This is a genomic window from Xenorhabdus indica, assembly GCF_014467235.1.
Taxonomy (GTDB): Bacteria; Pseudomonadota; Gammaproteobacteria; order Enterobacterales; family Enterobacteriaceae; genus Xenorhabdus; species Xenorhabdus indica.
The window spans coordinates 128,748-155,455 of the sequence record NZ_NKHP01000010.1; the positions used below are offsets into that span (position 1 = coordinate 128,748).

30 protein-coding genes, 1 tRNA gene and 1 pseudogene are annotated in these 26,708 nt (G+C 42.4%); 6 read left to right on the forward strand and 26 right to left on the reverse strand.

The genetic code is table 11. The features are described 5' to 3' along the window. Positions 1-7 precede the first annotated feature (7 nt). From Xind_RS09930 to copA, 5 genes are all read right to left on the reverse strand, one after another. Entirely contained in the window at positions 8-469 is a 462-nt protein-coding gene (locus Xind_RS09930) for a hypothetical protein (RefSeq protein ID WP_052189426.1), read from the reverse strand. Positions 470-534: 65 nt separating this feature from the next. Further along, the gene (locus Xind_RS09935) at positions 535-702 is read right to left on the reverse strand and encodes a hypothetical protein (RefSeq protein ID WP_187649965.1); all 168 of its coding nucleotides are present in this window, start codon (positions 700-702) and stop codon (positions 535-537) included. A 160-nt stretch (positions 703-862) separates the two neighbouring features. Continuing rightward, complete coding sequence (gene ybaK / locus Xind_RS09940) at positions 863-1,339, reverse strand: Cys-tRNA(Pro)/Cys-tRNA(Cys) deacylase YbaK (protein ID WP_047679963.1); 477 nt, start codon at positions 1,337-1,339, stop codon at positions 863-865. A gap of 83 nt (positions 1,340-1,422) precedes the next feature. Further along, on the reverse strand, positions 1,423-2,223 hold the full coding sequence (locus Xind_RS09945; protein ID WP_047679961.1) for a TraB/GumN family protein: 801 nt from the start codon (positions 2,221-2,223) through the stop codon (positions 1,423-1,425). Positions 2,224-2,351: 128 nt separating this feature from the next. Beyond that, positions 2,352-5,102 carry a copper-exporting P-type ATPase CopA gene (gene copA, locus Xind_RS09950; RefSeq protein WP_047679959.1) on the reverse strand — a complete coding sequence of 917 codons (2,751 nt, stop codon included), beginning with the start codon at positions 5,100-5,102 and terminating at the stop codon, positions 2,352-2,354. Positions 5,103-5,188: 86 nt separating this feature from the next. Between copA and cueR the strand changes: the two genes are divergently transcribed. Next, entirely contained in the window at positions 5,189-5,596 is a 408-nt protein-coding gene (cueR, locus tag Xind_RS09955; RefSeq protein ID WP_187649966.1) for a Cu(I)-responsive transcriptional regulator, read from the forward strand. On the opposite strand, the gene Xind_RS09960 is transcribed toward cueR, so the two are convergent. The 5 genes and pseudogenes from Xind_RS09960 to tesA all read right to left on the reverse strand — a co-directional run bounded on the left by Xind_RS09960 (position 5,584) and on the right by tesA (position 8,868). Beyond that, positions 5,584-6,042, reverse strand: a complete 459-nt coding sequence (locus tag Xind_RS09960; RefSeq protein WP_187649967.1) for an NfeD family protein — start codon at positions 6,040-6,042, stop codon at positions 5,584-5,586. The genes cueR and Xind_RS09960 overlap by 13 nt on opposite strands. 36 nt (positions 6,043-6,078) lie before the next feature. After that, positions 6,079-7,008 (reverse strand): SPFH domain-containing protein, encoded by a 930-nt coding sequence (locus Xind_RS09965; RefSeq protein WP_187649968.1) that lies wholly within the window; start codon positions 7,006-7,008, stop codon positions 6,079-6,081. Between the two features lie 45 nt (positions 7,009-7,053). Then, entirely contained in the window at positions 7,054-7,932 is an 879-nt protein-coding gene (locus Xind_RS09970) for a co-chaperone YbbN (protein ID WP_047679951.1), read from the reverse strand. Between the two features lie 117 nt (positions 7,933-8,049). Continuing rightward, positions 8,050-8,169 (reverse strand): annotated as a pseudogene (locus tag Xind_RS09975) (SDR family NAD(P)-dependent oxidoreductase); the annotation flags it as partial. A gap of 66 nt (positions 8,170-8,235) precedes the next feature. Next, the gene (gene tesA / locus Xind_RS09980; RefSeq protein WP_197056361.1) at positions 8,236-8,868 is read right to left on the reverse strand and encodes a multifunctional acyl-CoA thioesterase I/protease I/lysophospholipase L1; all 633 of its coding nucleotides are present in this window, start codon (positions 8,866-8,868) and stop codon (positions 8,236-8,238) included. Here tesA and ybbA point away from each other — a divergent pair. Together ybbA and ybbP are read left to right on the forward strand one after the other, a co-directional pair. Then, the gene (ybbA, locus tag Xind_RS09985) at positions 8,839-9,525 is read left to right on the forward strand and encodes a putative ABC transporter ATP-binding protein YbbA (protein WP_187649969.1); all 687 of its coding nucleotides are present in this window, start codon (positions 8,839-8,841) and stop codon (positions 9,523-9,525) included. The genes tesA and ybbA overlap by 30 nt on opposite strands. Next, positions 9,522-11,954, forward strand: a complete 2,433-nt coding sequence (ybbP, locus tag Xind_RS09990; RefSeq protein WP_187649970.1) for a putative ABC transporter permease subunit YbbP — start codon at positions 9,522-9,524, stop codon at positions 11,952-11,954. Before ybbA ends, ybbP begins: the two co-directional genes overlap by 4 nt. Before the next feature lie 92 nt (positions 11,955-12,046). Here ybbP and Xind_RS09995 read toward each other — a convergent pair whose 3' ends face one another. The 3 genes from Xind_RS09995 to Xind_RS10005 are packed head-to-tail and all read right to left on the reverse strand — an operon-like array spanning position 12,047 to position 15,302. After that, positions 12,047-13,102 (reverse strand): LLM class flavin-dependent oxidoreductase, encoded by a 1,056-nt coding sequence (locus Xind_RS09995; protein ID WP_081988978.1) that lies wholly within the window; start codon positions 13,100-13,102, stop codon positions 12,047-12,049. Positions 13,103-13,149: 47 nt separating this feature from the next. After that, complete coding sequence (locus tag Xind_RS10000) at positions 13,150-14,436, reverse strand: MFS transporter (RefSeq protein ID WP_187649971.1); 1,287 nt, start codon at positions 14,434-14,436, stop codon at positions 13,150-13,152. Between the two features lie 53 nt (positions 14,437-14,489). Then, positions 14,490-15,302 (reverse strand): outer membrane protein OmpK, encoded by an 813-nt coding sequence (locus tag Xind_RS10005; RefSeq protein WP_047679940.1) that lies wholly within the window; start codon positions 15,300-15,302, stop codon positions 14,490-14,492. A 324-nt stretch (positions 15,303-15,626) separates the two neighbouring features. On the opposite strand from Xind_RS10005, the gene Xind_RS10010 reads away from it, so the two are divergent. Then, on the forward strand, positions 15,627-16,238 hold the full coding sequence (locus Xind_RS10010) for a riboflavin synthase subunit alpha (RefSeq protein WP_187649972.1): 612 nt from the start codon (positions 15,627-15,629) through the stop codon (positions 16,236-16,238). 60 nt (positions 16,239-16,298) lie between these two features. Here the strand turns inward: Xind_RS10010 and purK are convergent, their stop codons facing one another. The 4 genes from purK to ppiB form a co-directional block, all read right to left on the reverse strand. Beyond that, positions 16,299-17,366 (reverse strand): 5-(carboxyamino)imidazole ribonucleotide synthase, encoded by a 1,068-nt coding sequence (gene purK / locus Xind_RS10015; RefSeq protein WP_187649973.1) that lies wholly within the window; start codon positions 17,364-17,366, stop codon positions 16,299-16,301. Beyond that, complete coding sequence (gene purE / locus Xind_RS10020; RefSeq protein ID WP_276511072.1) at positions 17,363-17,926, reverse strand: 5-(carboxyamino)imidazole ribonucleotide mutase; 564 nt, start codon at positions 17,924-17,926, stop codon at positions 17,363-17,365. The genes purK and purE overlap by 4 nt, the downstream gene beginning before the upstream one ends. A gap of 144 nt (positions 17,927-18,070) precedes the next feature. After that, the gene (gene lpxH / locus Xind_RS10025; protein WP_187649974.1) at positions 18,071-18,793 is read right to left on the reverse strand and encodes a UDP-2,3-diacylglucosamine diphosphatase; all 723 of its coding nucleotides are present in this window, start codon (positions 18,791-18,793) and stop codon (positions 18,071-18,073) included. A 41-nt stretch (positions 18,794-18,834) separates the two neighbouring features. Further along, the gene (ppiB, locus tag Xind_RS10030) at positions 18,835-19,329 is read right to left on the reverse strand and encodes a peptidylprolyl isomerase B (protein WP_047682564.1); all 495 of its coding nucleotides are present in this window, start codon (positions 19,327-19,329) and stop codon (positions 18,835-18,837) included. 282 nt (positions 19,330-19,611) lie between these two features. Here ppiB and cysS point away from each other — a divergent pair, with 282 nt between their 5' ends. Next, a complete protein-coding gene (gene cysS / locus Xind_RS10035; protein ID WP_187649975.1) occupies positions 19,612-20,994 on the forward strand; it encodes a cysteine--tRNA ligase in 1,383 nt (460 codons plus the stop codon). A 156-nt stretch (positions 20,995-21,150) separates the two neighbouring features. Here cysS and sra read toward each other — a convergent pair whose 3' ends face one another. From sra to folD, 3 genes are all read right to left on the reverse strand, one after another. Next, the gene (gene sra, locus Xind_RS10040) at positions 21,151-21,387 is read right to left on the reverse strand and encodes a stationary-phase-induced ribosome-associated protein (protein ID WP_187649976.1); all 237 of its coding nucleotides are present in this window, start codon (positions 21,385-21,387) and stop codon (positions 21,151-21,153) included. Positions 21,388-21,631: 244 nt separating this feature from the next. After that, positions 21,632-21,844, reverse strand: coding sequence for a ribosome-associated protein YbcJ (ybcJ, locus tag Xind_RS10045; protein ID WP_047682569.1), 213 nt, complete (start codon positions 21,842-21,844; stop codon positions 21,632-21,634). Then, complete coding sequence (folD, locus tag Xind_RS10050; RefSeq protein WP_187649977.1) at positions 21,844-22,719, reverse strand: bifunctional methylenetetrahydrofolate dehydrogenase/methenyltetrahydrofolate cyclohydrolase FolD; 876 nt, start codon at positions 22,717-22,719, stop codon at positions 21,844-21,846. Before folD ends, ybcJ begins: the two co-directional genes overlap by 1 nt. A 182-nt stretch (positions 22,720-22,901) precedes the next feature. Here folD and Xind_RS10055 point away from each other — a divergent pair. Next, positions 22,902-22,978 (forward strand) — tRNA-Arg (locus Xind_RS10055). 15 nt (positions 22,979-22,993) lie between these two features. Here Xind_RS10055 and Xind_RS10060 read toward each other — a convergent pair. The 6 genes from Xind_RS10060 to Xind_RS10080 form a co-directional block, all read right to left on the reverse strand. After that, positions 22,994-24,151: a tyrosine-type recombinase/integrase gene (locus Xind_RS10060; protein WP_338114344.1), complete on the reverse strand. Its 1,158-nt coding sequence runs from the start codon at positions 24,149-24,151 to the stop codon at positions 22,994-22,996. Then, the gene (locus Xind_RS23150) at positions 24,034-24,372 is read right to left on the reverse strand and encodes a helix-turn-helix domain-containing protein (RefSeq protein WP_338114343.1); all 339 of its coding nucleotides are present in this window, start codon (positions 24,370-24,372) and stop codon (positions 24,034-24,036) included. Before Xind_RS23150 ends, Xind_RS10060 begins: the two co-directional genes overlap by 118 nt. Positions 24,373-24,473: 101 nt before the next feature. Next, positions 24,474-24,659, reverse strand: a complete 186-nt coding sequence (locus tag Xind_RS10065) for a hypothetical protein (RefSeq protein ID WP_187649979.1) — start codon at positions 24,657-24,659, stop codon at positions 24,474-24,476. After that, positions 24,656-25,189 carry a phage N-6-adenine-methyltransferase gene (locus Xind_RS10070; RefSeq protein ID WP_187649980.1) on the reverse strand — a complete coding sequence of 178 codons (534 nt, stop codon included), beginning with the start codon at positions 25,187-25,189 and terminating at the stop codon, positions 24,656-24,658. The genes Xind_RS10065 and Xind_RS10070 overlap by 4 nt, the downstream gene beginning before the upstream one ends. An 11-nt stretch (positions 25,190-25,200) precedes the next feature. Continuing rightward, on the reverse strand, positions 25,201-25,431 hold the full coding sequence (locus tag Xind_RS10075; protein WP_187649981.1) for a hypothetical protein: 231 nt from the start codon (positions 25,429-25,431) through the stop codon (positions 25,201-25,203). Between the two features lie 105 nt (positions 25,432-25,536). Further along, a complete protein-coding gene (locus Xind_RS10080) occupies positions 25,537-26,457 on the reverse strand; it encodes a BstA C-terminal domain-containing protein (protein ID WP_187649982.1) in 921 nt (306 codons plus the stop codon). Positions 26,458-26,708: the final 251 nt, after the last annotated feature.

The window sequence follows — 26,708 nt, forward strand, 5'->3', positions numbered from 1 at the left end:
TAGTTATCTAATTATTGAATATTATGGTTATTAGTGAATTGTTTCCTCCTTCTTTTTCCGATAGTTTTTCAAATCCATATTTTAAGTATAATGCTATAAGTTTAGGATTGTTTTCACATTCCAAGGCAATAACTCTTCCTCCAATTAGAATTTTTGCTGTGTTAATAATGTTCCTTACATAAAGAAAAATATCTTCGAATTTTATTGGATTTTGATTGAATAAAAAGTTCTTTGCTATTTGGCCGATTAAGTAAACTTTTATCGTATTAGAGTTTTTACTGATGCCATTAAGTTTCCTTATTTTTGTTTTTGAAATAGAAAATGAATATGCTCTCAGCTCCTTAAAAGTCAATGAAAAATAGGCAAGAATTGACCCTTTTTCATTTAAAATTAAGTATGTTCTGGTTACATCAGCCTGTTCAAATCTAATTGAATTTTTATGTAAAAAAGATTCTACGTCTCGATTCAAGGGGCAGGAGAATGAAAGAAAATACTTTTCTGTTCTGTCTCTGCCTAATACTATTAATACTTCTCCTAAAGTGAGAGTTTTTGTTTTAATATCTCTATTGCCTCTTTTTGTTCAGTTTCAATGTCTATTTTTTCAAAATTATTTTTAGATGGCCTTCTATTTGCCCTTCGCAACACCTTAATTGCCTTGGGATAGGTGATAACAATCTGCCTGAAAAATGACGAAGTGGCCATTTTTATCTCCTTTTATTTAAATATATTAAGTTACTTGAAATAGTAAATGATATTGTTTTTGCTATATGGGAAGTATATCGGCATTAGATAATTGAACAAGGCCCTGTTTTCAAGAAAACAGAGCCAGCTCGAAAAATTTAACGGAAATTACAATTAGTTTTCAAATTTTGGCAATATCAGCAAATGGACAATTAAGTAGTTGGCATAAATCAGTCGGTGCCAGTTCAATATCCAGGCCACGTTTACCACCAGAGATAAACAGAGTCGGGAGGTTTTGGGCCTGACTGTCAATAACAGTAGGAAGACGTTTTTTTTGTCCTAATGGGCTGATGCCACCTACCAGGTAACCTGTCACTTTTTGTGCCAACTGTGGATCTGCCATATCCGCTTTTTTCGCTTTAAATACTTTGGCGATTTTTTTTAAATCCAGTTGTCCCGTGACCGGAGTGACAGCAACAGCCAGATTTTTAGGATCACCATTCAATGAAACTAAGAGGGTTTTAAAAACCTGCTTAGCATCTAACCCAAGTTTTTTAACCGCTTCATCACCAAAATTATGTTCATTAACATCATGTTCATAAGGATAAAGTTTGAAATTAATTTTGTGTTTTTCCAGTAGAGTAACAGCAGGCGTCATGTCGTATTTCCTGTAACATTATCTGTATAAATAGTAACTATTAGTCATAGTCTTTATTTTTATTCTTATTCTTATAATAGCTACTATTGTAACAGCTTCAGTAAATTGTTTTCACCCTGGAGATGTAATGCTCCGACAGCCACTAAATATTTTCCTGCCGGTAAGTCATGTAATCGTTCACTCCATTGGCGGTTACGTTCAGTCATCAAGGTCTGGTAAGTAACTTCACAGAAAGTCTGTGGTAATGCCCCACTTGCTTGGTTTGGTTTATAATTCATCCACCAGCTAATCATCATTTGTAAGGTACGGGCGTTAGTATGCCAGTGAACCAGAGTATCTTCTAACAGAGAGATGCCACCATTCGGTAGTTTGGTGAGTAAATTAACCTGAGTATCGGTTCCTTCCAGCTCGATAATATTTTTATCAATGGCCCTTGCACTGCTCAGTAGCTGAAAATCAATGCCGTATTGGGGACGTAATCCTAAATATTGAGCCTGAGCGGCCTGTAGGATCAGAGCAACTTGCCATGAAGGTAATAGATCTAGTGACTCTACCGGATGTTGGATTTCGTGGCAGTACTGCTGTAAGGCAGCAAAATGTTCAGTTGATAAACGTTGTGACAGTACGACCTGTTCAGGAAATATTTTTCCAAATGGTGAACCAGATTGGGTAATATCTGCTTCAACAATCAAAGAATCACACTGTTCCAGTTGTTCCAACAGTACTTCGGAAAGTGGATACATATTTTCTGTACCCATATGGATGCTGCCAACAATATGTAATTGTCTATTTTTGGGCAGAATGACGTCAAAAGCAGGATAGGGGTAATATCGTTGGGAATTCAGTCCTAATACATTACTGAGATATGTCATTAGTTTTCCCATACTACATACTCCGGTAATTGGCGTGAATGGGTATGCTAACGTGTTAAAGGTTAACAAGAAAGTGATAAATGAAAAGCTAAACCCGGTGTTGTTTAGCTTTTCGATGTCTGCATGATTAATGTGGAATATCAGCGTTTGGTTTTAAAGTAAAGTAATCGGTTGGCATTACTGACCACGGTGATTGAAGAGAGAGCCATGGCGGCTCCGGCAATGACTGGATTCAATAATGTTCCGGTTAAGGGGTAGAGAATACCTGCTGCAACCGGGATACCTAGCGTATTATAGATAAAGGCGCCAAATAAATTTTGTTTCATATTACGCAATGTTCCCTTGGACAGTTCAACCGCGTCTGCAACACCATGCAGGCTATGTTGCATCAGGGTAATTGACGCGGTTTCAATGGCGATATCACTACCACTTCCCATGGCAATTCCCACATCTGCTTGTGCCAATGCAGGTGCATCATTGATGCCGTCACCAATCATGGCAACTTTCTTACCTTCAGACTGGAGATCCTGAATGGCGGCGGCTTTACCATCAGGTAGCACTCCTGCTATGACTTGATCAATACCAGCCTCTTTGGCTATAGCATTGGCTGTTACAGGATGATCACCTGTCAGCATGACTAAGCGATAACCCTGAAGATGTAAGCGTTGCAAGGCGGAGACGGTATCCTGACGTAGTGGGTCACGTATTGAAAACAGAGCGGCCACTTCTCCGTCGATTGCCAGTATAACGGGGGTAGCACCTTTTTCTGCTTGTTTGGCAACCTGTGATTTAAATTCTGTTGTATCAATCTGATTTTGTTCAAGTAGGTTCAGATTTCCTAACAACAGTGTTGTATTACCAACATTCCCGCGTATACCCGTTCCGGCTAAAGTACGGAATTGTGTTACTTCAGGTAATTGTTGATCTTCAATTTGTTCACTTTCAACTTTCAGCAGAATGGCTCTTGCCAAAGGATGGTTTGAACCGCTTTCCAACGCACCAGCCCACAGCAATACTTGTTCTTTGGTGAATCCATTGAAAGTTTGAATTTCAGTGACCTGTGGCATCCCTTCAGTCAACGTTCCCGTTTTATCGAAAACAAGGGTATCGAGCTGGCTGGCTTGTTGTAGGGCATCAGCATCACGTACCAGTACACCTAATTCCGCCGCTCTTCCGACCCCAGAAATGATGGACATTGGTGTTGCCAAGCCGAGTGCACAAGGACAGGCAATAATCAACACTGTGGTGATGATAACCAGTGAGTACATGATTTGGGGTGCCGGGCCGATGAAAAACCAGATTGCCCCCGCAATGAGTGCGATAGCAACAACAACAGGCACAAATATAGAAGATATTTTATCCGCCAATTGGCCGATTTCAGGTTTACTACTTTGTGCCTGACGTACCAGCTTGATAATTCTTGCCAAAGTGGTTTGGCTACCTACTGCTGAGGCTTTAAAGAGTACGGTTCCATCTTGCACCACAGTTCCCGCGTGAACTGTATCGCCAATTGATTTTTGTTGAGGGAGCGCTTCACCTGTCAGCATCGCTTCATCTAACCAGACTGTGCCGTGGATGATTTCACCATCCACGGGAACCCGATCCCCTGTTACCAGCCGCAATGTCATATCAGGTTTAACATCAGCCAATGGCAACGTTTTCTCACTGCCTTCTATGATGACCTGAGCTGTGGGAGGTGTTAAATCCAACAATCGCTCAAGTGCTTTTGAGGAACGTTGGCGTGCGCGTTGCTCTAAGGCGTGTCCGAGGTTAATTAAGCCAATAATCATAGCGCTGGCTTCATAATAAATGTGGCGCGCCTGAGGCGGGAAAATATCCGGCCATAAATTAACACTTATCGAGTAGAGCCATGCGGCACCCGTTCCCAGTGCAACTAATGTGTCCATTGTGGCACTGCCATTTTTCAGGCTTTGCCACGCATTACGATAAAAATGTCCGCCAGCAAATATCATTACGGCAAGAGTAGCCAGCCCGATGCTTAACCAAATTGTATGGTTATCTGGAGTGAGCATCATATTGTCACCAATCATGCCCCAAATCATGACCGGAACCCCGACAGCCAGAGCGAGGGCCGATTGCCAACGGAAACGGCGCATATTGGCCTGAGCAATTTGCTGCTGACGTTCCCGGCGCTCGGTTTCATCCAGAATAACTTCTGCACCATAGCCAGCCTTGATGACAGCATCGACCAGAGCATGGGGAGATGCTGTCCCCGTAACCAGTGCACTTCTCTCTGCAAGGTTAACTCTGGCGTTTTCAACCCCTGCAACAGATTGCAGGGCTTTTTGTACTTTATTGACACAACTAGCACAGCTCATACCATCCAATAGAAGCTGGATGCTATCATGATCATTTGAAGTGGTTCGTGTATCCGGAGTAGGATCTATTGCCGCTGCCAAAAACTCCGGTGCTTGTGAAGCAGACTCTGAGGCAGATGTTGTCAGCGGCTTATTTTTTGGGGAATAGGTTTCCCCTGCTAATTCAGCATGATAACCCGCTAGCTTTACGGCATTAATCAAAGCATGGTTTTCAGCTTTGCCGTAAATTTTGGCTGTTTGAGTATCAACTTCAGCCGCAACTACACCAGCCACTGATTCCAACGCTTTTTGGGTTTTACCTGCACACTTCATACAGTTTAAACCTGAAAGCCGTAATTCAACATCGGGATGAGTTGCCAGAGTGGCTTCATAACCCGCATCAGTAATGGCGGCAATCAATGAATCGGGAGTTACACTACCGATCACTTTAGCGTATTCAAGGGTAACTTCTGCTTGTTCAACATCTGACAGATTCTCCAGTGCCTTTTTGACACTGCCGACACAGTGCATACAGGTCAAGCCTTGAAGTGTGAGAATGGTTGTTGTGGACATAACAAAATCTCCTGAAACAGAGTGATATACTTATCATTATCCTTTTAGGCTAAACCTTCCTGCAAGGGGAAGGTCAAGGGGAAAATATGAATATCAGTGAAATTGCCCGTAAGACTGGCTTAACCAGTAAAGCTATTCGGTTTTATGAAGAGAAAGATCTGATTACTGCGCCGGAGCGGGGAGATAATGGCTATCGTTTTTACCAACAGAAACATGTTGATGAATTGATACTCTTACGTCAGGCAAGAGAAATAGGATTCACGATTGAAGAGTGCCGGGAGTTATTGCGTTTATCCCGCAATCCCAATCGTCACAGTATAGATGTGAAAACAGCCACACTACAAAAAGTCACTGAGATAGAAGAAAAAATTGTGAAATTACAGCAGATAAGGGAAAAGCTATTAGCGTTGGCTGCCGAATGCCCAGGAGATGATGGGGCAGATTGCCCCATCATTGAACAACTATCTGGTTGTTGCGCCAATCATGATGGATGAGATACAGGCTTAACCTTTAGTGTGATCCCGTCAACGGCAATGATTTCAACTTCGGTATTGGCAGTCAGTTCGCTGTCACAATGAATGCGCCAACTGCCATCAGCCAGTTTGATACGCCCATAACCATTTTCGGTGTCTGCGATTAAGCGGGCGTGTAACCCAATTAACTGCTGGTTTTTCTGATTGAGCATCTTATCGCTATTGCGCGGATGGTAACGCAGCCAGCTACGCCACGCAATGGCAGAGAGTAGTGTCAAGGCAGCAAACAGAGTGCCTTGCAGCTCCCAGCTCATTTCAGGAAAAATCCATGTGATCAGGGCGATAATCACGGCAGCGATACCCGTCCACAGCAAATATCCCCCTGTTCCCAGCAGCTCTGCAATTAATAGTAACCCACCAAAACAGAGCCAAAACCAGACTGGTTGAGTGGCAACCTGTTCAATCATAGTCATTATCCTGAAATAGTCGTTTATACTGAGCCGTTATTTATCCTGGTTGTTCTTCCTGCTTTCATTGATCAACTCAGCAATGCCGCCTACAGCGCCCATCAGATTGCTGGCATCCAACGGCATCATGATCACTTTGCTATTATCTGCTGCGCCAATACTGGTCAGGGCATCGGTATATTTCTGAGCGACGAAGTAGTTAATCGCTTGCATATTACCGTCGGCAATAGCGTCAGAGACCATTTTGGTTGCTCGTGCTTCGGCTTCTGCGGCACGTTCACGGGCTTCCGCTTGCAGGAACGCTGATTGACGTTCACCTTCAGCTTTCAGGATCTGAGACTGTTTTTCACCTTCAGCTTTCAAAATGGCGGCCTGACGAATACCTTCTGCTTCAAGAATATCTGCACGTTTGGTACGTTCAGCTTTCATCTGAGCATTCATCGCAGAGATCAATTCCTTAGGTGGACGTACATCGCGGATCTCAATACGGGTGATTTTCACCCCCCAAGGGTTAGTGGCTTCATCAACGATGGTCAGCAAACGGCTGTTGATTAAATCGCGTTGAGACAACATTTCATCCAGTTCCATTGAACCCAGAACAGTACGGAAGTTAGTCATGGTCAGGTTAATAATCGACAGTTCAAGGTTGCTGACTTCATAGGCAGCACGTACTGGATCAACAACTTGAATAAAGCAGACGGCATCAATGGTGACATTGGCGTTATCGCGGGAAATAACTTCTTGTGATGGGATATCCAATACTTGCTCCATCATATTGATTCTACGACCAATACGATCAATAAATGGTATCAGGATATGTAGTCCCGGTGTCAATGTGCGGGTATAGCGGCCGAAACGTTCTACTGTCCACTGATATCCTTGTGGAATGGTTTTCACACAAGTAAAGACGATGACAACCGCAATAATGATCAGAATGGGGACAGCCCCAAGAGAGAGTAAATCCATAATAATTCCTCTATTAGTTAATCATGGAATACAAAAAATCTCTGATTAATAGAGTAAGGAGTATACTTGGCGGCGATATTTAGATGCCAGTGCATCTCCGGCTCCAAGTGCAGAGATAATATCCATTAACGTTTTTTTCACTTCGCCATTGCCAGCAGAGAGATCTTTTTTCAGGAAACCTAACAGCAGTTCAAGGGCTTCTTTATTACGTCCGACTTCATGTAATTTAGATGCCAGTTGAATCGCAAGTTCTGCATTTTCTGGCTGTGTTGCCATTTCTTGCAGAAGTTTTTGAATTTCAGGTGAATCAGCAGCTTGTTTATGTGATTCAATGGACATCAGCAAATCATGATAACGCTGATCCTGATTTTCCAATGGAATAGTCTCCAATATCTTTTGGGCGTCTTCTAACTGATTGAGTGAAATATGGACTTCAGCCAGGAATAAACCCAGTTCAATATCCTGCGGATCGGCCTGATATGCTTCTTTCAGCAAAGGTAAGGCTTCCAGATTTTTGCCTTCAGCAAGCAATTCACTTGCTTGTTCCAACGGTGATTTTTCATGTTGCTGCAAAAGTTGGGCAAACATTTTTCTGATGTTTTCGTCAGTTTGTAACCCTTCAAAACCATGAACAGGGCGGGCTTCACGAACAAAAAGCACTGTTGGTACGGTACGTACACCAAATTGTGCAGAGATGTGACCTAATTGATCACAATTGACCTTAGCCAGAATAAATTGTCCCACATATTCATGTGCGAGCTTATCAAGGGTCGCTTCTAATTCGTGACAATGGAGATCTTGTGGTGACCAGAAATAGAATACCACAAGCTGATTTAAGGACTGCTGAACAGTTGGAGCAATATTAGATTCATTGATGTGAACAATCTGAGCAGTGTTGCTGTTAGTATTCATTGTTGATTCCATGGGATTCTCTCTTTAAGTTCATTATCAGGCGATTATCCCCTTTCACTTTGCAAATATATGAATGGGTATATAAACAATAGATAGGGATGACCTATGTCTTTTTCAATCTCAGTTATGTGCCAAATCCGCAGGCTTGCGACAAGCAGCCAGGACACGATAACCGTGTTGATCAAGGGCTTTGGCGGCGGTTAATCCGATACCGCGGGAGCAGCCAGTAATAAGAACTGCTTTTTGCATCACTTTACCTGTTAAATTACATCAGCTTACTGAAATAAATGATTTACTATTAATTAATGAATATTTTTACTTATGGGTGATATATGCTGACAGTCTGTTGGACATCCAATCAGCAATAAAAGGTTGTGCGATTTGATTGGGATGCAGGCCATCATCTTGCATCCATTCTGGCTTGATAGCAATGTGCTCCATAAAAAATGGTAATAAAGGGATTTGATTGTGTTTTGATAAAGAAGGGTAAATTTTGGCAAAAGATTCGGTGTAGCGTTTTCCATAATTCGGCGAAACATAGATTTGCATCAATAATGGCTTAGCGTTGGCTTGCTTTACCAACGTAATGATCTTTTGCAGATCTTGTTCTATTTGCTGGACCGGAAAACCACGTAACCCATCGTTCGCTCCGAGTTCGATCAGAACCCATTTAGGATTGTGTTGTTTCAGTAACTCAGGCAGACGTTCAAGCCCCTGTGCTACGGTATTACCGCTGATACTGCCATTAATGATGGTTATTTTATTACCGGATTGCTGCCATTTTTTTGCCATTAGGGTGGGCCATGACTGCTCAATGGGCAGGCGATAGCCAGCACTGAGACTATCTCCCAATATAAGTAGAGTATCAGCCGCCACCGCTCTGGCACTGCATAGCACTAACAAGAAAAGGAAAAGTACATGGCTGTAGAAAGTATTCTTGAAGTTCATCATCTCATTAAACATGTTGGCCAAAGGGAACAGGTAATTAATATATTGCAAGGTGTTGAGCTACTTGTCGAGCCGGCACAGACAATTGCATTAATTGGTGAGTCAGGCTCAGGGAAATCCACCTTGCTAGGCATTATTGCCGGTTTGGATGATGGCAGTTCAGGGGAAGTGCATTTACTAGGACAGAATATCAGCCGCATGGACGAAGAACAGCGGGCACAATTACGGGCAGAAAATGTGGGTTTTGTTTTCCAATCGTTTATGTTGATCCCTACTCTGAATGCGTTAGAGAACGTTCAGCTTCCGGCACTTTTGCGGGGAGAATCCGAAAGCTATAGTCGCCAGCAGGCTATCGAATTACTCGAACAGTTAGGATTGGGAAAACGGTTAAAACATATGCCGGCCCAACTTTCGGGTGGAGAACAGCAACGGGTTGCATTGGCCAGAGCATTCAGTACTCGTCCAAAAATCCTGTTTGCGGATGAACCGACAGGCAATCTCGACCGTCAAACCGGTGAACGTATCGCCGATCTGCTTTTTTCGCTCAACCACGATTATGCTACGACACTGATTCTGGTGACACATGATAACCAGCTTGCTGCACGTTGCCAGCGCCGTTTACGTCTGGTAGATGGAAAATTATGGGAGGAAGCATGATCTGGCGCTGGTTTTGGCGTGAATGGCGTACACCATCGCTATTGATTGTCTGGTTGTCTCTGACATTAGCGGTAGCATGTGTATTGGCGTTGGGGCGTATTGGTGATCGTATTGATCAGAGTGTCCATTATCAGAGCCGCGATTTTCTGGCAGGCGATCTGGTATTACGTGCATCGTATCCTGTTGATGGCTCTTGGCTAATGCTGGCTCAGGAAAAAGGATTGACATTAAGCCGTCAAATCTCATTTTCAACCATGACTTATGCAGGGGATATCCCGCAACTGGCTCAGGTTAAAGCAACCGATGAGCATTACCCGTTGTATGGTGAATTGGAAACTCATCCAAAGGGTTTAAAGCCAGAGAAAGGTTCTGTACTTGTCGCTCCCCGTTTGCTGGCACTATTGAATATTAAAGTTGGGGATAGCCTGGAAGTTGGTGATACTACATTGAAAATCAGTGGCGAACTGTTGCAAGAACCGGATAGTGGTTTTAATCCATTCCAACTTTCTCCCCGTATTTTAATCAATATTGATGATGCCAGAGCGACAGGCGCAATTCAGCCGGGAAGCCGTTTGACTTACCGTTATATGTTTGCTGGTTCGCCAGAGGCGGTTCAATCATTCCAGCAACTGATCGATCCACAATTAAAAGCGGATCAGCGTTGGTTGACACTAAAACAGGATAATGGCGCGTTGGCACAATCCATCGAACGTGCACAGCAATTCTTGTTATTGTCGGCATTACTGACATTATTGCTGGCCGTGGCGGCGGTCGCTGTTTCCATGACTCACTATTGCCGTAGCCGACATAATCTGGTTGCGATCCTGAAAACACTAGGGGCAGGGCGTTGGCTGTTGCGTCAGTGGATCATTGGGCAGTGGTTGGTAATATTGCTTGCAGCTACGGTTGTCGGCTCTATGCTGGGGTTGGTTTTTGAATCGCTATTGATACGGGTACTGGCCGCCATGTTACCTAAGATGTTACCGGAAGCAGGGCGGTGGCCGTGGGTGTGGGCGCTTGGAGCGCTGTTTGGTATTGCTTTGCTGGTAGGCATTCGGCCCTATCGCCAACTAATGGCAACTCAGCCATCAAGAGTATTACGCAGCGATGTCACCGCGTCTATCTGGCCATTACGTTATTATCTGCCTGCGGTCGCACTGCTGATTACTGGTGGATTAGTATTGTTGGCAGGAACTGAGCCACTGTTATGGTCGTTGCTGGCAGGTATACCGATTGTTGCATTGTTATTAGGCATATTGGGCTGGAGTGGGTTGTGGCTGCTGCGTCGGATCACATTTCGCCAGTTGAGCCTGCGTCTGGCGGTCAGCCGATTGTTGTGCCGCCCATTCCAGACGATGACACAATTAGCATCATTTTCACTTTCCTTCATGTTATTGGCACTGCTTGTGATGGTGAGAGGGGATTTACTGGGGCGATGGCAGCAGCAGTTACCACCAGATAGCCCGAATTATTTTCTGATTAACATGACTCAGCCGCAAATTGCTCAGGTAAATGATTTATTGGCAAACTATAAAGTGAAGCCAACGGAATACTATCCTGTGGTGTTGGCACGATTAACAGAAATTAATGGACAGCCGGCAATTGAATGGGCTGATGAAAAGCATCCTAAAAGTACAACAGTACGCCGTGAACTTAATTTAACATGGAAAAAAGAATTGCCGCCGTTTAATACCCTTATAGAAGGAAGTTGGCCGCCGAAACCCAAAGAAGTTTCAATGGAACAAGGGGTTGCAGAGCAGTTACAGATTCAGGTTGGAGATAAATTGACTTTCACCGGGGACACCCGAACTTTTGCGGTGACAGTCAGCAGCATTCGCAAAGTGGATTGGGAAAGCCTGCATCCGAACTTTTTCTTTATTTTTGCCAAAGAAACACTGGAACACCAACCGCAAACATGGTTGACCAGCTTCCATTATGAGGGGAATGGAAGATTGTTAACGGAACTGAATCGTCATTTTCCAACAATCAGTATGCTGGATATTGGCTCCATGATTAAGCAGATACAAGGGATCTTGCAGCAAGTCAGTCGGGCGTTGGAAATGATGGTTGTGTTGGTGATGGCCTGTGGTGGATTACTTTTACTGGCACAGATTCAGGTTGGTATGAACCAACGACTGCTTGAACTGGTAGTTTATCGAACATTGGGAGCCAGTAAGAAATTGTTGCGTCGTACATTGTGGGGCGAATTTGCCTTGCTTGGTTTTATGGCAGGTTTGGCTGCGGCATTTGGTGCCGAAATTGCACTTTGGTTGTTGCAGACGAAAGTTTTTGATTTTCCGTGGCAACCGCAGTGGCTGATGTGGCTTTTGTTACCGATTATCAGCAGCCTGTTGCTGTCATTGTGTGGTGGTTGGCTGGGTGTCCGGCTATTGCGCAAACAAGGGCAATATCGACGTTTACCAGAATAACGTTTGTCAGAATAAATAGTGCCTTAGTTGTGCATGGGAAGCTCTGGAATCAAGGCTTCCCATGTTTATAATCGTTTTTTTTCAAGGTGATATCAGCCAAATTCAGCCTTTAATTTCGGCAGGATTTGATCGCCGAATATTTTTAATCCCTCAATATAATCAGGAAATATCAACATTACCCCATCCAATTCACAAGTACGCAGTAAATCCGACAGTTGCTTACAGCAAGTATCTGCTGTTCCGATAGCGGTATGAGTCATGAAAGCATTTTGAGATCTTTCTACCATCGCATTACTTTTTCCATCCACATCAACACCAAAACTGTGCATCATATTTCTGACCGCCTCTACATCCAAACCCTGACGATAGAATTGAGCAAGGGTTTCGGCATAAGCATCACTTTCAGCACAAATGATGGTACACATGCAGAATGTTTTGGTTGTGGTGTTGTATTCTGAGGCAATGCGTTTGGCGGTTAAACTGATCCTGCGGGTCTCTGCTTCATCTTTACCGCCAATGAAACAGACATCGGTATGGCGTACACTGAAACGCAGACCGCGTTCGGATTGTCCGGCGCAAACTAAATAAGGACGAGGGCGTGAAAGAGGTTTGGGTTCAGAGACACACTGTTTCAGATTGAAATACGTTCCTTGATAATCAACTTGTTTTTCGCGCCAAAGCCGTTTTATCAACAGTGTCCATTCCTCTGTCATCGCATAACGTTGATCGTGATCCAGTTTACTGTCCCATTCCCCCATCTGCTCAAATTCATCGCGGAATGAGCCAGAGACAATATTCAGACCGGCGCGCCCTTGACTAATATGATCTAAAGTAGCGATCATTTTGGCCGTCACCGCCGGATTGTGCAGACCAGCATGAACCGTAGCGATCAACTTGGCGCGATGAGTGACTTCAGCAATGCCAGCCATCATGGTGACAGATTCGAGTGAACTGCCCCAATGATCAGTGTCGCCACCAAAACCGCGCCATTTGCCCATGGACATAATGAAATCAAGGCCGATTTGATCGGCAAGAATAGCCGCTTCACGGTTTTGTTTATAAGATGCATCCAATGGCGGCGTGTTTTGGGAAATAATCCATCCACCTTTGGCGATAGGCAGAAATACACCGAATTCTTTCTTTGACATCACTATTTCCTTATTTGTGTGCTGTTTCAGGGTATAGTAATCATTATTTAGCGAATTTCGTCAGTGGGCTTCTCATTTTCGATTAAATCGTCTCTCATTTTTTGGCTAGGGGGGGTCATCATCAGTGTTACAACTAACACGACAAATACAGGGATAGCAATGATGAGAAAAGCCCATGTAAAACTACCGGAATAATCTTTTATGGCACCGGCAAAGAAAGGAGCCAGACACGCCAGAGTAGAAATCAGATTCATGATCGAGAATAGTTCCAGATAAGGCTTACGGCCAAAATAATTGGCGAGCAGAACACTGGAAGCGAGGAAAGTCATACCATAACCCATGCCGACAAACAACGTGAAGGTAATCAGGAACAGCCATGAAGAGGCGATACTCAAGGCGATCAAGCCAAGAATAATGACAGCCAGACTGCCAATCAGCAGTTTTTTCGGATCAAGCCATTCTCCCATGGCACCACTGGCCAACCTTGAAAAGGCATTGATGAAAGCCATAGAACTCAGTAACCCTGCGGCAATTGCTTCACTGAAACCATTTTCGATAATGTGGGCGACGGCAAAGCTATTCACCGTAATACCACACCACAGAAACGCCGTATAAGTTGCGGCAATGACATAAAATTGCCAGGTGCGCAGTGCTTGTCGGGCTGTCCAGAACTGCTTGGTACGATAGATACTGGGGGGATTTTCGCTGTTGTGCTTTTGATCGACTGCTTTAGCATGGGCCATTTCCCTCTCTCCTTCCTGAAGAGTAAGAATGGTCAGAATAACAAAAACAGCCAGAACGACGGCAGAGATCATCCAGTGCATTCGCCACGTTCCCCAGACACGAGTTGCCAGAAAATAGATCCACGGGCCAATCACGCCTCCTAATCCTCCAATCGTAAAATAGAAACCGAAAGCAAGGGACTGTTTTTCATATAATCGTGAAATAACGTAGGTGCCGGGCACAGTTGCCAGAAAGGTAAACCCGACCCCAATTAAAGCCGTTCCGATAAAATACGATGAAATAGTATGCGTGTGATAAAGGCTGTAGAAACCAGACAAAAAAATCAGCAGGCCAATAAATAGCGTGAAGCGAACACCAATTTTGCGAATGCACATCGTTGGCAGGAAACTGGATAGCCCACACGTCAGGCCAAGCAGAGTGAAACCTAAACCGGCATCAGTCCAACTCCAGTCCAGCTCGTTTATCATGCTGGGCAGGACAACACCCAATGACGTAAAGGTGGTTGCTGTGGACAGAAAATAGACCATGCCTAGAAGTATCAGCAAAATCCACTGATAAGTACGCCCGAATTTGTCGTGTTGAATGGACATTGTGACCCCATTAAGGAATAAACCATTAAAAACGGCACTATTCTAAGTGCTTATTAAAAAAAGCTGTATCGAATAAACATTCCATAGCTAAATTGGTTTGTGCGAAAGTAAGGCGTATCTTTTATCTTGTATTTATTTTTAACCGGATTGACGACAATACCTGTCCACAAATGACCGGGTTGATACCCCAACTTTTTCCCCAGGTCATAATGTAACTCTGGTTTGAAATCAAACATCTCTGGATTATCGCGCCGCCCCAATGTGTAGTCGAACGTTCCTACAATGCGGAAATCTCCTAGCCGATTACTGAAAGGAATACCATAGTCGATGTGGATGCGTTGATCGTTCCAGCTTCCTTTGGCATTGTTTTCAAAATAAAAAATGGTACGTAACCAACTGAACCCATCTACCTGCCAATCAAGGCTGATACCGGGGAAATAGTCATATTTTACGTTTTTGGTTTTGGCAATCCACTGAGCAAACAGCACATCTTTCAATGGGCCATAGGAAAAATCATATCCTGTAATTTTGCTGGCACTGAGCCTGGGCACAAATTTATAGTAATAGGTGCTTTTATCGCCTTTATAATCATTTTGCAGTGAATTTTGCCAAATACTGTAGACATACATATCTCCGATTTTGTAATCACCGAAGGCTTCGACGATAGGAGAGAAGGTTTTATCAGGGGCAACTTTATTTTCGAGTTGGAAGTAAAGGCTGGTATCGATTGATTGAAAATTGACAAAATCACTGGCTTGCACAGATGACGAAAAAAGAAAACATAAGGAGATGACAGATAAACCGGTACTTGTTGCTGCCACTGACCTGAATGTATTGTTTATTCCCTGCTTCCTTAGAAATGGCACTTAATTTCTCCTCGCTATTTTATGGGGGATTAGGCGAATTCCTCTTTATCCTTTAACTTAATGTCATAATTAGCAAAATGCCAGAGTTAAAACCAGCATTTGATTGTGATGAGTGGTGTAATAGCTTTTTTCTTTATATTCAATTAATTGAAAAATAGGATAACTTTGAGGGGAATGTTTCACCATGTTTACTTTGGTGAGAAAGATACCTACTATAGCGACTGATCGCTTTTCTGAGAAATTGCACTTAATTATTAGTCGAATCCACCGTTTAATATAAATCAGATTCATTTTTCAATTAATATCAGTGCTGAGATAAATATTATGTATACAGGAATTGTACAAGGTACAGAAAGTGTATTATCACTCAATAAAAAAGAGGGATTCAGCACAATAGTAATGAGTAATGATAATCATTTTTTTGATGATATAGCTATTGGAGCCAGCGTTGCTATTGATGGCACTTGTCTGACTGTCACTCAATTTAGCGAAAATGAAACCACTTTTGATATTTCCGATTTTACTGCTGATACCACAACATTAAAGTTTCTTTCCATTGGGGATCGAGTCAACATTGAACGATCACACCAGATGTATAAAGAAAATGGGGGGCATAATCTTTATGGACATGTGGAAGGGATTGCTGAAGTAGTCGAATTTACTGCAACAGGTGAAACTTATCGATTGGTTATTCGGATCCCTCAAGACAATATTAAATATTTTTTCTTGAAGGGTTTCATCGGGCTTCATGGTTGTAGTTTAACTATCAATGGCATTGATGAAGAGAATAATACCATCGCCTTAAATCTGATCCCTGAAACCTTAAGATTAACCAATCTCAATAAGATCAAAGTAGGGGATTTCCTCAATTATGAAATCGACCAAACCACGAAAACGATTGTAGATACACTATCCAGAACATTATTGAAGAAATAGTTTGTTGCAGTTGATATAAGAAGTGGTAATTAATTTAAAATTATCACTTCCTACGGTTTTTCAGTTTAATTTATCTTGTGCCCATTTAAGGCCAGTTTGGTACTCTTCAGGCAATAACGGGCTTAATGTTTGTAATGCAGTTCTTAATATATCCCTGTCAGAATGAACCAGATTCAGATGCCCTACCTTACGCACTGAGCGAACTTCCTTATCATACCAATGTAAACGGACGAGCGGTAAGCTGAGCCATTCAGGGTTTATTTCTGTACCGATCAGATTGACCATCACTGAAGGAGCCAATATTTCTGGTTGAGGCATAGGTAAATCTAAAATCGCTCGCAGGTGAAGTTCAAACTGACTGATGGAAGCGCCATTTTGTGTCCAGTGACCGCTATTATGTACCCGTGGTGCCAGTTCATTAATCAGCAAATCATGACCAACAATAAAGCACTCCATTGCCATGACACCAATATAATTCAGGTGATCCATGATGATGGACAGCATTTTTTCTGCTTGTTGTTGTAATTGATGATGTGTATTTGGCAAGGCAACACTTGTACGTAAGATACCTTCCTGATGTAGATTATGGGTCAGTGGGTAAAATACCGATTTACCCTGAGCGTTACGGGCACCAACCAGTGAAACTTCCCCTGAAAATGGAATACCTTGCTCCACAATACATTCACCGTAAATTTCGGGCGGCAAGGCAGCTTCATCACCCGGTCGGATACGCCATTGACCCCGGCCATCATAACCTCCTGTACGGCGTTTAACGATAATAAAATCACCTAACTCGTTAAACAACTGCGGCCATTGGCTGGTATCAGCTAATAACTTCCACGGAGCTGTCGCTAACCCAAGATTATCCAGGAGTTGCTTTTGTGGCAGGCGATCAGCCAGTTGCGGAAAAATATCACGGTTAATAAAAGCATTGTGATGAGCGAGTTCACGGGTTAAGTCTGTCTCAGGCCAACGTTCAATTTCAGCGGTGATGATACTGCTCTGATAGGGAACAGATTCTGGTTCAGCATTCAGCCCAATCGGATAGACTGCTATTCCCAATGGTTCACCGGCTTGACGTAGCATTCTGCCTAACTGACCATTTCCCAATACACAAACGGGCTTCATGCATCCTCCCGTGGATCTGGGTTATCCAAAACATCCTGAGTTTGTTTCTGACGCCAATCTGACAGACGTTGGAACAGGGCATTATCATGTAATGCTAATACTTGAGCCGCCAACAATGCTGCATTTGCTGCCCCCGCTTTGCCGATAGCTAGCGTACCAACTGGTATGCCTTTTGGCATTTGAACGATGGAATAGAGACTATCAACACCACTCAGGGCAGCACTCTGCACAGGGACACCCAATACAGGAACCAAGGTCTTAGCTGCCAGCATTCCCGGCAGATGAGCTGCGCCACCTGCACCCGCAATAATTACATCGAAACCGTTTGCTTTCGCCTGTTCGGCAAAATGGAAAAGTTTATCGGGTGTTCGGTGTGCCGAAACAATTTCTACATGGAAAGGAATATCAAGGGAGGTTAAAACATCGGCTGCATGTTGCATTGTTGCCCAGTCACTCTTTGACCCCATGACAATAGCAATTTTGGCATGATGTGGCGTTTTTGCTGTAAAGGTAACCGTTGTTGTGGAAATAGCTTTTTGGGGATCAGGGCTTGCCGTCATAAATCAGATGCTCCTGTATTGGATGTCCACCAGAACCAAGATCAAAATAATATTGTAAGGCGGCGGATCATATCATGTGAATTGCATAAGGAAAACGTTTGCGTTGCTTGATTTACCAATTTTTCTAGAAAAAGATCAGAGAATTCAAAAAGGGAAAAATATCAGTTCAATAGATGCCTCTGTCACTTTAAACATTGAACCTTGATTATGCCAGGCTCCTAATACACCACGATGCACGGTTTTATCGTTGATTTGGATATCATGGATCGCTGGACGATGAGTATGTCCGTGGATCATCCAATCAACCTGATATTGGTTAAAGTGTTCAATAACAGTCTGTTGGTTGACATCCATGATTGATTCGGATTTCTGTCTATTAGCATATTGGCTTCCGGCCCGCATTTTGGCTGCAATTTTTAGCCGAATAAACAAGGGAAGAAGTAAAAACAGCCGCTGGATCCACGGGGTATGTACTCGTTTACGATATTGTTGATAACCTGCGTCATCGGTGCAGAGTGTATCGCCGTGCAAGATCAGAATACGTTTACCGTATAACTCCAATATCTTTTCTTGCGGCAGCAGAATCAGGCCACTCTCTTTGGCAAACCGGGAACTTAACAAAAAATCACGGTTACCATGAAGAAAATAGCACGAAACCCCTTTTTGTCTCAGTGTATTAAGTGCCTGGGCTATTTCCGTATGCAGAGGATTGGGATCATCATCGCCAATCCAGTAATCAAAAAAATCACCGAGGATATACAGACTTTCAGCATGAATTGCATCTTCACGCAAAAAACGTAGAAAACCGGCAGTAATTGCCGGTTCCTGCGCACTGAGATGCAAATCTGCAATAAACAGTGTACTCATGTAACGATTAACTATTCTCTAACTGGATATTATATAAATAATTATTCGCTGACAGTAACACGTTCAATGATCACATCTTCGTGTGGTACATCTTGGTGCATACCGCTGCGGCCAGTGGAAACACCTTTGATTTTATCAACCACATCCATACCTTCCACAACTTCAGCAAATACACAGTAACCCCAGCCGTCCGGACGTTCTGAGCGGAAATTCAGAAAGTCATTATCAACAACGTTGATGAAGAACTGAGCCGTTGCGGAATGTGGATCATTGGTACGTGCCATTGCGATAGTACCACGACTATTATTCAGGCCATTATTGGCTTCGTTCTGGATAGGGGATTGAGTCGTTTTTTGCTTCATACCAGGTTCAAAACCACCACCTTGAATCATGAAGCCATTGATGACGCGGTGAAAAATCGTGTTGTCGTAGAAGCCTTCACGGCAGTAATTCAAAAAATTGTCAACAGTTACAGGCGCTTTTTCAGCGAAAGTATTAATGACAATATCGCCGAAATTGGTATGAAAAGTCACCATAATAGAAATCCTAATAATAATTTTGATTGACCCTAATATTCTAGAGTGTTCGGAACAAGGGCTTTTATACCATATCTGTGATCTTGAGTCAGTACTCTGCAATCTCATGTGAACAAGGCGGATCGCAATGCTTGCAAAGCTCACCATATCAGGGTGAAATAGCCCACTTGGCTTTTCATATTATAGTTTATTTATGTAACTGATAAGGAAGCCTATAATCAGCGGATTTATTCGCTTTTGTTTTTTATTACACGTACATCAATTTTTACGGAAAACCCACCGATGCTAAAAATTTTCAATACTCTCAGTCGCCAAAAAGAAGAATTTAAGCCGATCCATAAAGGGAAAGTGGGCATGTACGTGTGTGGCATCACCATTTATGATCTATGTCATATTGGCCACGGCAGAACCTTTGTTGCTTTTGACGTTATTTCCCGTTACCTGCGTTATTTAGGCTATGATTTGACCTATGTTCGTAATGTTACGGATATAGATGACAAAATTATCAAGCGTGCTATTGAAAATAATGAAAGCTGTGAAGCGCTGACTACACGTATGTTGAATGAGATGCACAGCGATTTTGATGCACTGAATATTCTGCGTCCAGATTCAGAGCCACGTGCAACTCGGCATATCCCTGAAATTATTGAACTCACTGAGCAGTTAATTAAACGTGGTCATGCTTACGTTGCAGATAATGGTGACGTGATGTTCTCCATTGATACCAATCCTGATTATGGGCTGCTTTCTCGTCAGGATTTGGAGCAATTGCAGGCGGGAGCGCGTGTTGAAATTGCTGATGTAAAACGTAATCCAATGGATTTTGTATTGTGGAAAATGTCCAAATCGGGCGAACCTAGTTGGGAATCTCCATGGGGTTCAGGCCGTCCGGGTTGGCACATTGAATGTTCTGCTATGAATGCCAAACAGTTGGGGCATCATTTTGATATTCATGGCGGTGGTTCAGATTTAATGTTCCCGCATCATGAAAATGAGATTGCCCAATCTACCTGTGCTCATGAAGGCCCTTATGTGAACTATTGGATGCATTCTGGCATGGTGATGGTGGATAAAGAGAAGATGTCCAAATCTCTGAATAACTTCTTTACTATTCGTGATGTGCTGGAATATTACGATGCTGAAACTGTGCGTTATTTCCTGATGTCTGGTCACTATCGCAGCCAGTTGAACTATACAGAAGAGAATCTAAAACAGGCTCGTACTGCACTTGAGCGTCTGTATACTTCTTTGCGTGGGACAGATAAATCTGCCCAGCCTGCTGGTGGTGAAGCTTTTGAATCCCGTTTTGTGGAAGCGATGAATGATGATTTCAACACGCCGGAAGCCTATTCCGTGATGTTTGACATGGCTCGCGAGATCAACCGCCTGAAAGCAGATGATATGGCTGCGGCGAATGGTCTGGCGGCTGAGCTACGTAAACTGGCGGGTATTCTGGGTCTTCTGGAGCAAGATCCTGAACAGTTCCTGCAAAGTAGTGCTCATGCGGATGATAACGTTGCCCAAATCGAAGCGCTGATCAAACAGCGTAACGATGCTCGTAAAAACAAAGAGTGGGTTTTGGCTGATGCCGCGCGTGACCAGCTTAATGCAATGGGTATCGAACTGGAAGATGGCCCACAGGGCACAACATGGCGCTGTAAATAAAGAATTTTTCTAAGCCGTAAATATGCCAAAACCGCCCCATATGTGGGCGGTTTGTTTGATTACTGTAATATATTATGTAATGTTTTAATCACAGTAATGTTTATAGTGATATTATTTTTAATAGCCAAACTTATTTGATAAATAAAACAGACTATTTTATTGATTCATATTTAAATATTTAGGATAGAAAGCACTTCCAGAGTGATAAGTAACTTTTCCTGAAGAAGTATCTCGTTTTATAGAAATAAAAGAAGAATGACTCAGATGTTCTGGTATTTGATGCTTACTATCACTGGAATCGAGATTCAGAAGAGAAATAGTCACTCTGCGTTTAGATTTACTTAACTTATGAGACATACCCAACAACCTTCTTGCAGCTCTATTACTAAACATAATCAACTCCTTTTCAGTTGTAAGTGAGTCTCTCAGTATAGCAACTTATTAGAAAACCAAAATATTGTTGGCATGATTGTTTATTAAGATATCGTTAATGTCACATATCTTGTAGAGAAAACCAGATAAATTTGTATTAAGAAAAAGAAATCTGTTTATAAATAAAAAACTGCACCTTAAATGCGTAGAGAATATAAGGTACAGTTTTTCCGAAGGATATTATCGGAGACTCAATGCTACTGAGCTACCCTTCAACGCGCACAGATTCACCGTTAAAAGTAACAACTTTCCCGGCGACGATCTTGCAGCGTTTGCGGGTTTCCACCTGGGAATCAACTTCTACTAAACCCTCTGCAATCACAGCCTTCGCAGCAGCACCACTTTCACACCACCCTTGAAACTTCAGTAGATCACACAGTTCTACATAAGGGTGACTATCTAAATAAAAAATGTCCATCAGTATCCTTCAGTTGTATCTACATCATGGTATTCCTCGCATGCTTGCAAGGTATTTTGAATTAATGTCGCAACTGTCATTGGGCCAACACCACCCGGCACAGGAGAAATCCAACTTGCACATTCAGATGCCTTATCGAAATCGACATCTCCAATGACTTTACCATTTTCCAGACGGTTGATGCCGACATCAATCACAATAGCGCCGGGTTTTATCCATTCACCAGGAATGAAGTTGGGTTTACCAACAGCCACAACTAATAAATCGGCCTGTTCAACATGCTGGCGCAGGTTCTTGGTAAAACGATGCGTTACTGTTGTGGTACAACCTGCTAACAGTAATTCAAGGCTCATTGGACGCCCGACAATATTGGAAGCACCAATGATAACGGCATTCAACCCATAGGTATTGATATTACAGCGCTCCAATAACGTCACAATACCTCGTGGAGTACAAGGGCGCAGCTTTGGCGCACGTTGACACAATCGGCCAATATTGTAAGGGTGAAACCCATCGACATCTTTATCGGGATGAATACGTTCCAGTACCTTGACATTATCAATACCGGCGGGGAGGGGAAGTTGAACTAAGATACCGTCAATTTCTGGATCTTTGTTCAGGTTATCTATCAGGGTGAGTAATTCGGCTTCGCTGGTGGTGTCTGGTAAGTCATAAGAGCGGGAAGTAAAACCAACTTCCTCACAAGCGCGGCGTTTGCTCGCGACATAAATCTGGGAGGCGGGATTTTCTCCTACTAAAACGACGGCAAGCCCAGGGGCACGTTTTCCAGCAGCAATACGCTGCCTGACTTTTTCTGCTACTTCGTTTCTGATTGTCTGCGCAATCGTTTTCCCATCAATAATTTTTGCTGACATATAGTTAAGATTCCATCATCGAGTATAGGAACAGGAGCTATTTTGTCAGAACATGAACCGCCTGTCAGTTATTAATAATTAATCATAAAATGAGCATATAAGCTAAAAGGTCATTGACTCAAGCCATTATGCCCGTATAATCCACCCCTGCATTAATTGTGCTTCTTATTTCACATCCTAATGCGCCCTTAGCTCAGCTGGATAGAGCAACGGCCTTCTAAGCCGTAGGTCACAGGTTCGAATCCTGTAGGGCGTACCATTTAAAATCAATAAGTTACGCGATTCTAAGCCCAGCCTGATTTTTCCCTTGTGTCGTATTTGTGTCGTTATCTTCAAAAAGTACATCAATTTTGCAGGCGTGCTCGCTTAAATGGTTAGGTGCTAAGTGTGCATATCTTCTCACCATTTCGATTGACTCCCAGCCCCCCATTTCTTGCAGTGCGGAAAGCGGAACACCTGATTGTATCAACCAGCTTGCCCATGTGTGGCGTAAGTCGTGAAAACGGAAATCTTCTATGCCTGCTTTCTTAAGGCCGATATTCCAGGCACTATTGTCATCAACCCTCATCTTTCTCACTGCCGGGGTTAATGTTCCGTCTGGTCGGTGTTTGGCTTTGGTATGCACAAATACCCACCTTGAGTGCTTGCCTATCTGATCCCGTAACACCCGGCATGCGGTATCATTCAACGCGACGCCTATCGCTTTCCCGGCTTTTGCGTTCTCTGGATTTATCCATGCCACTTTTCTTTGCATATCGACCTGCTGCCACTCCAGATCGATGATGTTAGAACGTCTAAGTCCTGTTGCTAACGCAAAGATAACAATCGGCTTTATACTTTCAGGCATACATTCGATGAGTCTTGCTGCTTCATCTTTTGTCAGCCATCTTATGCGCTTACTGACGGGTTTCTTGGTTTTGATAACAGGCGCTGACTTAATCCAGTTCCACTCATTAGCGGCTGCCCTTAACAGCGATCTGATGAATGATAAGTGTTGGCTCTTTGTTGCCTGACTAACTGGAACAGCCTCATATACAGGAGGCTTTTTCCCTTTTTTCAGCGCTGCGTCTCTTTTACTCTCCCAAACTTGATAATGTTTACGATTCTTCATACCTGAAACGGCATTGTAAATTTCATCTGCTGTGATTGTTGAAACATCTCGACCTGAAAAGTGCTGTAGGAAAAACTCAATCTTCGTTTTGTCATCATCAAGTGACCTTTTATGCTCTTTTTCCCTAAGCCAGCGAATGCAACACTCTTCAAATGTACGAATTGGCAGATCATCAAGTTTGTCAACTCTCCAAGCCTCAGCTCTTAATTTGTCATACAGCTCCTGCGCTTGCTTTTTGTCCCTCGTGCCAAGAGATTTCCTAACTCTCTTTCCTGACGGTGTAAAGAAATGACAGTGCCATATTCCGTTTCTTTGGGTGATTGACATGATTTATCTCCATTACGATCACCCTTGCTCGCTCCATGAGTTTGCATCGGGCTTTTAATATAAGCAAGAACAGCGGACTTAGTCGTTTTATATCCTTTGCCGATCCGTTTACCGTCTATAACACCTGTAGCGATTAAACTGGCAACAGTTCTTGAGGAAACGTTAAGCTCTTTCGCTGCCTTTTTTGTATCCCAAATGTCATCTTCAATATTCATTTTTATTTCCTTTAACCATGCCTAATAAGATATTTTTTTGATAGTTAGCTCTTATAATTTGGCAATCCCTTGCCACCTTTCATTTTTTGTTCTCGAATTCGTTAGTCATCGGTAAGTGTGGTTTTTATTTCCGAAGCTGGAAACTCAATATCATTTAATGCATCCTGTACAATATCAGTTATGGACAAAATCAAACTTTCATCAGATAACTTGTCATCATCATAAAAATCACAAAACTCTTTAGCTGATTTACGAGATATTTCAATTGATATTTTTGGTATATTCACGTTATTTTCCTTATTTCGTTGTTACCTATATTGAATAGGTGTTCTTTATCTACAGTGGTTATTAATTTTCGTGGGGTAATAAAAGGCCGCCAAATTAAAAACATGGAGCCTTTTGTATTTGAATTTCTCTTTCTTTGCTCTACGGGTATAAATTGAACTCTTCCACCCGTTATTAACCTGACCTCATCAACCGTTTCCAATGCCAACTTAAACCAGCCCACATAGGTATCGGACGGAACTAACATCACGACGGGCTGTAATTGCTTTTGGCATTCGATAGCGGCTTTTTCTACCCACGGTGTAATATTGGAGTAAGGCGGATTACACCAGATGGCACCATGACTTACCCAATCACACTCCAGTGCATTATCTCGTTCTGTGAGATAATGAACGCACAGGGTATTTTGAGCAGAAGCAGCCGCATCAAGAGTAAATTTAAATTCGAGGTCGAGTGCTTTAAATAACGGGAGGGGAGTTTGCCATAAATCTTTAAATTCCTTCGGAGTGCTACTACCTCCAAAATCTGCCATATTATTTCTCGTTATTTGTTTGAGTGACGTATCTTATAAACTGAATTCTGGGTTTTAATATATCCGTCAGCTTCATAAGTTTCGGTGTTATGAACTAATGATGTGATTATTTCAGAACCGTCAGGAAAACGATTTTTACTGTCATTAAATACTTTGCCAAATGCTACAGCTTTACCTTCACCGTTTTTACAAAAATCAGTTATTTCTAATTCAGCGCTGAATTCAATTAATTTTTTACTCATGTCTATTCTCGTTATTTTTTTGGATGACGGTAAAGGGGATGATGAAGAACAAGTGTGAAGTATGGGGTTTGATACAAAAAGCCCCACCGTGGGGGCTGTGAGCTGTTACTCTGAAATTAATTTAGGCTTAAATAGTTCAGATAATCTCTCTGCATCATCTTTTCCTCCCGGTAATAAATTTACTTTTTTCAGTATATATTTAGGGAATTTTGTTAAGAGATAGTCGTGTTTAAACCAACGCCTAAATTCAGATAAGGCAGAATCAGGATATGCATTTATCTCTTGAGGATTTGATTTTGCTTGTTGAAATTCTTCAGGGTAATAATGTTCACAAGAGATTCTGTCGCCATATATTAAATGTAATTTGTTGTTTTTCCAAAAAGTTCCCCAATGTATGCCAACGCTACCATCTGGAACTGTGCTACTGTTTATTGTTAAACCGGCATTTATCAAGTCGATTATCATTCCCGCTATCTCATTGAATATAATAAAATAGCCATCTGGAATGGTTCCTTTATCTTTTAATATCGACACCCTATTATGATAGTGGCGCCAAGGGTCATCAGGCTTGTAAGCTAAAGCATCATAAATATATTCTTTTAACCCTTTCTTTGCTAATTCTCTGTATGATCTCAAGGCTGTGTTGTTATCTGCTTGCCTGGACTCAAAAGCGTAATATTCTAATATCGCCATACAGATTATATCTGGATAAGCATGATATTCAGTGCCATTTTTAGTAATGGGTATATAGAGTTTTGGTTCTAAAAATCGCTCTTTTAAGAGATAAGATCCAATAAAAGTCATTTTTCCTTTTTTGAAAATTCCAGATTCATATGATTCAGCCCATTCATCTGTAATTTCCTTAATCCTAAGCCTCTGAACTCCACATACACTAGCTAACCCATTTTGGGTGAGATAAGGGATGCCATTTTCAAGAACTCCCATTTCAATCCCATTAATGGTGGCTTCCTGCTTGATGTCAATATCCAGTGGCATAGACATCATTAAGGGTGATCTCTTTTCCATGTAAAAATCCTTTAATATATTGTATTTAAAAAGATTTTAGGGTGTTCCCTTAAAGCTGAAGAATCATCCTGTCAAGCGTTCATGTTGCTAGCATAATGATTATTGGCAGAACTATATTATACCATTATTTATTCCTTTGAACTCAATCACCCAAACCTCCTGCATATACTCTCTGCTTTCTTACACATATCAGTATCAAACCAGCCAAAGTGACACTTGTTGAAACTGATACCTAACTGCCATGCTAACCA